We start from the raw sequence: 9,115 nt of genomic DNA on the forward strand, positions 1-9,115 counted from the left end.
CCAATATGAACGCCATCCCTGCATTTCTCGATCAGGACGCAGAACGCGTGACCGATCGAGAGTCCATGTATTCGCTCGAAGAAGTTTCGTTCAGGATTGGCGAGCGGGTGCTGCTGCATCCGCTGTCGCTCGAGCTGCCCAAGCGCCGCGTATGCGGGCTCATTGGGCACAACGGTTCCGGCAAGTCCACGCTGTTGAAACTGCTCGCGCGCCAGCAAGCGCCCGGCAGCGGCACGCTGCGCTTCGCGGGCAAGCCGCTCGACGACTGGGAAGGCCGCGCGTTCGCTCGCCAGGTCGCGTACCTGCCGCAACAACCGCCCGCCGCCGACGGCATGACGGTGCGCGAACTCGTCGCGCTGGGGCGTTATCCGTGGCACGGCGCGCTCGGCCGCTTCAGTGCACAAGACGGCGCGAAGGTGGAAGAGGCCATGCGGCTGACCGACGTCGAGCGCTTTGCGCACCGCACGGTGGACAGCCTGTCCGGCGGTGAGCGTCAGCGCGTGTGGCTCGCCATGCTGGTTGCGCAGGACAGCGAATGCCTGCTGCTTGACGAACCCATTTCGGCGCTGGACATTGCGCATCAGATCGAGGTATTGCAACTGGTAAGGACCTTGAGCATCGAGCGCGGGCTCGGCGTGGTGGTGGTGCTGCACGACGTCAACATGGCCGCGCGTTTCTGTGACGATCTCCTGGCGCTCAAGGGCGGCCGCCTGTTGGCATCGGGCACCCCCGCGGAGTTGATGCACGCTGAGACACTCGGCGCGATTTATGGTATTCCGATGGGCACGGTCCCGCACCCTCACGGCGGTTCACCAATCAGCTTCGCCCATTGATTCAAGGTTCGATCTCATGAAGCAAGTTGTCAGGTTCGCGGCGGCCTTGGTGTTCGCCGCAGTCACGTTGAGCGGCTGCATGCAGTCGCCCCGAAACCTGGCGAGCGCGCAGGCGCCCTTTAGCGTCGAGATACGCCGTACGCAAGACGGTATCCCGCATATCAAGGCCGACGATTGGGCCAGCCTCGGCTATGGCTACGGTTACGTTCAGGCGCAAGACAACCTGTGCACGCTCGCCGATGGTTTCATCACGTTTCGCGGCGAGCGCTCCGCGAATTTCGGTGCTGATGCTCGGCCGCCAACGGCCGCTTCCTTCGGACAGCCGCGCAATCTCGAGGCCGATTTCTTCTTTCGTTTTGTCGACGACGCGAGCACGGTCGAGCGATACCGATCCGCTCAGTCCGCGCCCATTCGCGAGTTGATAGATGGTTTCGCGGCGGGCTATGACCGCTACGTCGACGAGCTGGACGCGGGACGCATGGGCGGGGAGAACGCGGTGTGCAGAGGCAAGCCCTGGGTCGGCAAGATCAGCTCCGACGACGTGTACCGGCGGCTCGTGGCAGCCAATCTCGCAGGGGGCGCCGTACGGTTTTTGCCGCAGATAGCTCGCGCGCAGCCTCCTGCGAAACCCGCACCGACGGCGCCAGCCGTGCAGACTGGTGCCGTCGACATCGCGCCCTCGCAATTCGACCTAGGCGGGCAGCGGGGTATCGGCAGCAATGCACTGGCGTTTGGTGCTCCGCTCACGCAGGAAGGCCGCAGCCTCCTGTTCGGCAACCCGCACTGGTTCTGGCGCGGGCCTGACCGATTCTATGAAGCACAGCTAACCATCCCGAGCCGGTTGAATGTAGCGGGCGCGTCGTTTCTTGGTGTTCCGGTCGTGATGATCGGCTTTAATAACGACATCGCGTGGACGCATACCGTGTCGAGCGCGCGGCGCTTCGGCATCTTCCAGTTGTCGCTCGATCCCGCCGATCCCACGCGTTATTTTTACGACGGCGTCAGCGAGCCGATGACACCCGTGCCCGTCACGGTCCAGAGCCGAAACGCCGACGGCAGCCTGACACCGATCACCCGCACGCTTTACCGCTCGCGGTTTGGTCCGCTCGTGGATCTCTCGTCGATGTCACCGGCGCTCGCATGGAACGCGCAACACGCGTTCGCGCTGCGTGACGTGAATACCGGCAACACGCGTGCCTTCGAGAACTTCCTGGCGTGGGATCAGGCGCGCTCTCTCGACGATTTCATCGCGATCCAGAAGCGTCTCGCGGCCACGCCGTGGGTCAACACTCTGGCGATCGGTCGCGACGATCCGCGTGTCTGGTTCGCCGACTTCGGCGCTGTGCCTGACGTGCCTGATTCGCTGGCAGCGGCCTGCACGACGCCGCTTGGCCGGGCGTTCGATGCGAAAGCGCCCGGCGTGCCGTTTCTCGATGGTTCGAAAAGTGCCTGCGAATGGCGCGTCGAAGCTTCGAGCGTGCAAGCAAAAGCATTGCCGGTCTCCGAGCTGCCGGGCATGGCGCGCGGTGACTATGTGGGCAACTTCAACGGCAGTTACTGGCTGACCAACGCCAATGCGCCAACGACCGGTTATCCGCACGTGGCTGGCATTACCGGCACGGAGCAGTCGCTGCGCACGCGTTTTGGCCACATGCTCGCGGCTGAGTTGCAGGCGCAGAAGGGTGGCGTGACGCGGCTTGCACTCGAGACGAAGGTGCTGGATAGCCGGTCGATGTCGGAGCAATTGTTCCGCAAGCCGATCCTCGACGCGGTCTGCACCGATGCGTCAGCTTCAGTGGTTTCAGTTCCGCCAGTCACGCCAGGCAATACATCCCAAACGGTGGACTTGGCGCCGGCGTGCAAGGTCCTGCGTAAATGGGACGGCACTGCCAACACCCAAGCGCGCGGCGCCAATCTCTGGGACGAATTCTGGCGTCGCCTGAACGGGGCAGGGCTGGAGCATTTCTACCGAGTGGCGTTCGATCCGGCCGCGCCGCTTGCGACGCCGCGCGGTCTGGATGCCTCCAATCCCGCGCTTAAACCCGCCCTTCAGCAGGCGCTCGGCGGCGCGGTGCTCGCCATGCAGCGTTACGGTTTTGCGCTCGACTCCACGCGGGGCGAACTGCTGCACGCCGACCGGAACGGTGAGCGTGTGCCGCTCTTTGGTGGTTGCGACGAAGCGGGTTATTTCACGGTGGTGTGTGTGCTTCATCCGGTCGATGCAGGCGGCTACGCGGTCGATCGCAGCGGCCACGGCGCGAGTTACTTGCAAGTGGTTTCGTTTGACGCGAACGGCGTGCAGGCGGACACCATGCTCGCGCATTCGGAATCCGACGACCCCGCCTCGCCCCATTTCGGCGATGCAACCCGGCGCTTCGCTGGCAAGCAATGGCTGCGTTTTCCGTTCACCGAAGGAGCCATAGCCGCCGATCCGGGCATGACGACAGTAACGCTGCAAGCGCCGAAATAGATCGGCGTCACTTCCAGGTCCTGAAGGCGCATGTAAGCCGGATCTGGCGCGCCGTGCTATGGTCGAATGACTTCCTTCTTTCAACAGCCATGACCCAGCCGGTCATGGCGCACACCATCGCCATCATGTCCTTCACCGTTCACCAATCCACTGGTTCAAAAGCTGCGCAATACGACGAACTGATCGCTCAGGCGCGCTCGCTTCTCAGCGATGAAACCGATCGCATTGCTAATGCCGCCAACTTCTCGGCGTTGGTGTATCACACGTTGCCCGACCTGAACTGGAGCGGTTTTTATTTCTTCGATGGCGTCGAACTCGTTGTCGGTCCCTTCCAGGGCAAACCGGCGTGCGTTCGCATCGCGCTGGGAAAAGGCGTATGCGGAACTGCCGCGCAAACCCGGCTTACACAGGTTGTGCAGGATGTTCACGCGTTTCCCGGACACATTGCATGCGACTCGGCTTCGCAATCTGAGGTCGTCGTGCCCCTGGTTGCCAAGGACGGGAGCCTGGCCGGCGTCTGGGATGTCGACAGCCCTTCGGTTGGCCGCTTCGACGCGGACGATGCCAAGGGAATGGAAGCGCTGTGCCAAGTATTCATGGAGCTGGCGTGGGAGCCGCGGGCGTCGGCCTGACGCTCTTATCGGGCGAGTTCGTCGATAGCTTGAATATACGGTCGCTCACCAATTTACTGCGCAGGTTCACGTGAGCCTTAGCGAAGGACGAGCCACGCGGCGCATGGAAAAGTCACCACGCTGGCGATAGTGGACAGGAGAATGGCCGCCGACACCCGCCGTGGATCGGCGTCATACCGTTGCGCCAACACATAGATATTCCCGGCGGAGGGCAAGCACGCAATCAAAACGCCCGCCTGCACCCAGAACGGATCGAGCGTCATCACGTGTCTGAGAACAAGCCACGTGAACAGCGGATACACGACAAGTTTCACCAGACTGATCAGGCATGAAGCCACAGCGGTGCCGCGATCAAGACGCTGCAAGGCGAGGGCACCGCCCAGCGCAAAGAGCGCCGTTGGACCCGCCGCGCCACCGAGGAACGCCAGGAAGCGCGTAATCGGCTCAGGCAGCGCGAGTCCCGTGCCCGCCAGCACGGCGCCCAACACGATTGCCGCAACAACCGGATTGAACGCGGTGCCTCGCAGGATCTGAGCACCGATGCCGCGCCTGGCGTCGCCATTCGCGCCCATGAGCACGCCGCCGAGGGAGAGAAGCACCATGATCTCCGCCAGGATCGCCATTGCCAGCGGGCCCGCTCCACGCTCGCCGAAGAAGGCGAGCATCAATGGCGGCCCAAGGAAACCCAGGTTGCTCACCGTGGCCGCAGTCGCGTGCGCGCCGGCCGCCGCGAGAGTGGGCGCGGCGGTCAAACGCGACACGCCCAGAACCAGCATGAAGACAACCACACCCGATGCAAGGTAGCCCGCATAGAAGCCGGGATTGAACGATTGACGCAACGGCTGCCCCGCGATGAGCCGCAAAACCAGCGCTGGGAGCGCAAAACGAAATGAGAAGACGTTCAGCGCATCGAGCGCGCCCGAGCCCAGGAGATGCGCGCGCGTTGCTGCCCATCCCACCCCGATGACGCCGAAGACCGGCAGGCTGAGCAGGAAGAAACCGATCATTGTTGCGAGCCGCTGCGCGCTTCGATTGCCCTGAGCACGGCAACCATGTCGGCTTCCCCCAGGCCAAGTTCAAGTGCTTCCCCATAGAGTGCGTGACAGACGTCCAGCAGCGGGGAGGCGATACCGCTTTCACGCGCCGCCTCGGCGATCAGGCGGTTGTTTTCCAGCACGTTGGAGATTGCGGCTTGCACCGCGAAATCCTGGTCGATGAGTTTCGGCGCCTTCACACGTGATACATCGCTCGCCATGGGGCCGGCGTTCAGCACGGCCAGGAATCGGCTGAGATCGAGGCCGTTGCGCTGGGCGAAATGAACGGCTTCGGCCAGCCCGGTGACGAGTGCAATCAGGAACAGATTGACCGATAGCTTCATGAGAAGGGCGTTCGGAACAGGTCCGCACACCATGGTCTCGCGGCACATCGCGGCAAGCAGCGGACGGAGGGCTTCTACGGCATCCGCATCGCCCGCCAGCATGGCGACGAGCTGCCCCGCTTCGGCGGGCTTGCGCGATCCCGAGACGGGCGCCTCGACGTAGCGCCCGCCAGCCGAGCGGATGTCGCCTTCCAGGCCACGCGAGTAGGCTGGGGAAGTCGTGCCCATGTGGACGATCGTGCGGTCGTGCACGCGGGACGCGAAGGTGGGACCGCGGCGGTCGAGGACCGCGTCAATGGCGGCGCCATCGACCAGCATCAGGATGACGGTCATGGCACGCGCGAACACCTCGGCCGCATCATGCGCAGGCTGGGCCCCGGCCGCGACGACGGTCCCGGTTTTCGCCGGCGTGCGGTTCCAGATCACTAGCGGCGTGCCGGCTTTCGCGAGATTCAGCGCCATCGCTTCCCCCATCGCGCCGAGTCCGATGAAACCGACCGTCTGTGTTGTCATGGTCCATCCGCCGAATTGTTTAGGTGAATCGCACTGTATTCCGCCCTGTCGCATTAGAAAAACGATACTTATTGATGCAACGCATTACGAGACATAATGTGTCCATGACCCAGAATCTCGACATCAATCTCGTCCGGACCTTCGTCGCCGTGGCGGACCATGGCAGCATGACCGTGGCCGCGAACAGCCTTCATCTGACACAAGGGGCGGTGAGCCAGCAGATCAAGCGGCTTGAAGAATCGTTCGATTGCAGTCTGTTCGAGCGAGAGGGACGCCGGCTGGAGCTGACCCGTATCGGCGAACGTTTTCTGGGCAAGGCCAAACGCCTGCTTGGAATGAACGACGAAATCTGGGCGGATATGGCAACGCGTGCGCTGCAGGGACCGCTGCGGATCGGCGTGCCGTATGACCTCGTGGGAACGTGCTTCCCGCCCATCTTCAAGGCGTTCTCGGAAGCCTGCCCCTATGTGGAGATATCGCTCATGTGCGCGACGTCGCCAGATCTCTCCAAAGCGCTTGCGAGCGGCTCGCTCGACCTGGCAGTCATAGAAGCCGCCACGGACGCAGCGGCGGGCGAATGCCTGCGGGTCGAACGACTTGTCTGGGTGGGCGCAAGAGGCGGAATGGCGCATCTGAAGCGGCCGTTGCCGGTCTCTATCGTGGCGGAATCCTGCGCGTTCAGGCCGGTGGTTTTACAAGCGCTGCGCGAAAAGAACCTCGAATGGCGAAGCGTGTTCGAGAGTGGCAACATCGAGGCGACGACCGCGACCGTGAGAAGCGATCTGGCGATCACCGCATGGTTGGCGTCCACCGTTCCGGCCGACCTGGATATCCTCGATGCGGGTACCGGCATGCCGGCGCTGCCGAACTTTGCGATCAGTCTGCATTTACCGTCCAACTGTGGAGCGGCGGCGCGGGCATTCGCACAATATGTTCGCGACGGTGTGTTGCGATGGTCCTGAGCTTGCGCAGCGGCATGGAAATACGCCTGCGGACAAGGGGTGATGATGAACCAGTATCTCGCTTCATGCCATTGCGGCAGCATCAAGTTCTCGCTGCAAGCTGATGTTGATCAACTCGTGGTATGCGATTCCGACTAAGGTCCCGATCCGCCACGTCGATGGGAAAAGCCGTTCCGTGATTTAGGTTTGCTTACCTAGCGCCCATTCGAAACGGCTATCTCGCTCTAAGCTTGAACGCCGAGCTTGAGCGCGGCCTTGCGAACGGCGGTGGCAATGTCGTTGCTGATGGTGGGATCCTGCACTGCGCGAGCGAGCGTTACCCCGCCAACCAGCATCGCGAGCAGCGCGGTCGCTTCCTCGCGCCGGGCCTTAGGTTTTCCTTCCAGTCCGCCAGCCACTGCTTCAATGATCGCGCACAATTGCGTTTCGTAGGCTTGCCGGGTCTCGTCATCGGCGCGAGCGACTTCGCTCGAAAGGCTTTGTAACGCGCAACTTTCAGCCAGATCGCAGGTACGGCGGTCTCCCAGGTAGAAGTTGATAAACCCCTCGCGCCAGCGGCTTCCCAATTGCTCGCGTGTCTGCTCGATACCCCCTTTCAGTTCTTCAAGCCCAACCGTCACCGCCTCGCGGAACGCAGCCGCTTTCGACTTGAAGTGCGCATAGAACGCGCCCGATGTCACCTCGGCATCCTTCGCCAGTCCGTCTACGCCCGCGCCGCCGAATCCAAGGCTGCGAAACCCCCGACCCGCACTCTGGAGAATCCTCAGCTTGCTTTCTTCCTTCTGATCCGCCCGATTTGCCATGTCCACGCCCTCCAGATAACGATCGATATTTGATGCTTGACGATATCACGATTGATATGAAACTATCGCCACATCACGATCGTTATATAACGACCGTTATGTAAGTGAGAAAACTCTGATTCGACCCGCCGTCATCAAGGAGTGGCTTAAATGCCTATTTCAATCTACGTTACCGAAGGTCTTCTCACCCGCGAAGGCGAGCGTGAAGTATTCCCGCTCGTTGCGGACGCGTTGCTGCGCACACACGGCCTGATTGGCAACCGGTTCATGACCCCGAACGTCATCGGTCATCTGGTTGTGAGCCCGCAGTCGGGGAGTTATGTCGGCGGCAAGCACCAGTCGCTGGCCATTGTCGAGGTGAAGGTTCCGTCGGCAACCTTTCCGAATGCCGAGGTCAAGCAGGCGTTTGTTGGCGCGGTCACTGACATCATCGACCAGTTCAAGGCCGCCGCTCATCCGCGTGACCGGACGTTTGTCAACGTGACGTATGCGGTTGATGGTGCCTGGGGCATCGGGGGTAAAGCGTATTCCAACGCCGAGATCGGCGAGGCCATACAGCAAGGCGCGAGATGAAACGTGCCTGTCGGATGCAATGAGACACACTCCGGGAGTAACGGTAATGCAGCTATCAAACTATCTGTTCTTCACTACGGCGTGCGAGCAAGCCCTCGACTTCTACACTCAGTGCGGTCTGGGCAAGGTCGTCGAAGTCCTGCGCTACGGCACAGCCGACTTGCCCCACACGAATGAGTCGATGCGAGGCAAGATCATGCATGCCAGGTTCGAAGGGCCGGGTGTTCTTTTCTACGCCTCAGATAATGACGACGCCGAGCCCATGCGTGGCTCGGCGCACATCCTCATGTTGGATAACCGCGCCCAGACAAACCAGTTATTCGAACGACTAAGCCAGGGCGCGAACGTCACCACCCCGCTTGCCGTCCAGCCTTGGGGTGGTTACTTCGTAAGCGTCATGCAGAGGCCGCGCCGACCGTTCAGAACTCAAATTCCGCTAGTCGTTCGTTGACGGCAGCGAGGTCAAAAGCATTGGGATCGAAACTGCCGCCACACCATTCGAGCAGTTGCTCATGGTCTTCATGAGACGGGTCGGCTATAGCTTCTAAGAATTCGATATACCCGGGTCCACCACCGACGTCTTCGGGCGGACAGGCGTTGCGGCCAGCCAAGCAGATCGGCGAGCGTAAGTCGGGATCAGGCGGCAAGATCTTTTCGACTTTGACGCGATGTTGCCAATTGTCGCCAAAGTCGTAGATATAGGTGAACAATTTCCGATCACCAAGTGCCACCGCGAGGGTTGCCTTGGCTTCGTCTAACACAGGCGGATCGTCGGGGACATCGGGTCGGAAGAGCGGATCGACCTCCCCATAGTTTTTGTCTCCAATGACGTACTCATGCACGTGGCCACCGTCCCACCCCATGGTCATGAGCAAGATGACGTGAAGCCTGGAAAGCTCAACGGACCCGCGAACGAGAATCTGCCGCCAAATCGCCGGTCTGAGACCCAGT

Annotated in this window: 10 protein-coding genes; 6 read left to right on the forward strand and 4 right to left on the reverse strand. The window is 61.8% G+C overall.

The window, feature by feature from the left end:
- Positions 1-5 precede the first annotated feature (5 nt).
- The 3 genes from BSU04_RS18510 to BSU04_RS18520 all read left to right on the forward strand — a co-directional run bounded on the left by BSU04_RS18510 (position 6) and on the right by BSU04_RS18520 (position 3,935).
- Entirely contained in the window at positions 6-833 is an 828-nt protein-coding gene (locus BSU04_RS18510; RefSeq protein WP_089161971.1) for an ATP-binding cassette domain-containing protein, read from the forward strand.
- A gap of 16 nt (positions 834-849) precedes the next feature.
- A complete protein-coding gene (locus BSU04_RS18515) occupies positions 850-3,303 on the forward strand; it encodes a penicillin acylase family protein (RefSeq protein ID WP_089161972.1) in 2,454 nt (817 codons plus the stop codon).
- A 104-nt stretch (positions 3,304-3,407) separates the two neighbouring features.
- Positions 3,408-3,935: a GAF domain-containing protein gene (locus tag BSU04_RS18520; RefSeq protein WP_256983000.1), complete on the forward strand. Its 528-nt coding sequence runs from the start codon at positions 3,408-3,410 to the stop codon at positions 3,933-3,935.
- 77 nt (positions 3,936-4,012) lie between these two features.
- On the opposite strand, the gene BSU04_RS18525 is transcribed toward BSU04_RS18520, so the two are convergent.
- Both BSU04_RS18525 and BSU04_RS18530 read right to left on the reverse strand, forming a co-directional pair.
- Positions 4,013-4,942 (reverse strand): AEC family transporter, encoded by a 930-nt coding sequence (locus BSU04_RS18525; protein WP_089161973.1) that lies wholly within the window; start codon positions 4,940-4,942, stop codon positions 4,013-4,015.
- Complete coding sequence (locus BSU04_RS18530; RefSeq protein ID WP_089161974.1) at positions 4,939-5,880, reverse strand: NAD(P)-dependent oxidoreductase; 942 nt, start codon at positions 5,878-5,880, stop codon at positions 4,939-4,941. Before BSU04_RS18530 ends, BSU04_RS18525 begins: the two co-directional genes overlap by 4 nt.
- 50 nt (positions 5,881-5,930) lie before the next feature.
- Between BSU04_RS18530 and BSU04_RS18535 the strand changes: the two genes are divergently transcribed.
- Positions 5,931-6,788, forward strand: coding sequence for a LysR family transcriptional regulator (locus tag BSU04_RS18535; RefSeq protein WP_089161975.1), 858 nt, complete (start codon positions 5,931-5,933; stop codon positions 6,786-6,788).
- Between the two features lie 224 nt (positions 6,789-7,012).
- On the opposite strand, the gene BSU04_RS18540 is transcribed toward BSU04_RS18535, so the two are convergent.
- On the reverse strand, positions 7,013-7,591 hold the full coding sequence (locus BSU04_RS18540; RefSeq protein WP_089161976.1) for a TetR/AcrR family transcriptional regulator: 579 nt from the start codon (positions 7,589-7,591) through the stop codon (positions 7,013-7,015).
- Positions 7,592-7,741: 150 nt separating this feature from the next.
- Between BSU04_RS18540 and BSU04_RS18545 the strand changes: the two genes are divergently transcribed.
- Both BSU04_RS18545 and BSU04_RS18550 read left to right on the forward strand, forming a co-directional pair.
- On the forward strand, positions 7,742-8,164 hold the full coding sequence (locus BSU04_RS18545; RefSeq protein WP_089161977.1) for a tautomerase family protein: 423 nt from the start codon (positions 7,742-7,744) through the stop codon (positions 8,162-8,164).
- A gap of 46 nt (positions 8,165-8,210) precedes the next feature.
- Positions 8,211-8,615: a VOC family protein gene (locus BSU04_RS18550; RefSeq protein WP_256983001.1), complete on the forward strand. Its 405-nt coding sequence runs from the start codon at positions 8,211-8,213 to the stop codon at positions 8,613-8,615.
- On the opposite strand, the gene BSU04_RS18555 is transcribed toward BSU04_RS18550, so the two are convergent.
- Positions 8,584-9,115 (reverse strand): plasmid pRiA4b ORF-3 family protein (locus BSU04_RS18555; protein WP_089161978.1); only part of this gene is annotated, 532 nt, incomplete at its 5' end. The two genes, BSU04_RS18550 and BSU04_RS18555, sit on opposite strands and share 32 nt — an antisense overlap.

The organism is Caballeronia sordidicola, assembly GCF_002220365.1.
Classification (GTDB): Bacteria; Pseudomonadota; Gammaproteobacteria; order Burkholderiales; family Burkholderiaceae; genus Caballeronia; species Caballeronia sordidicola_C.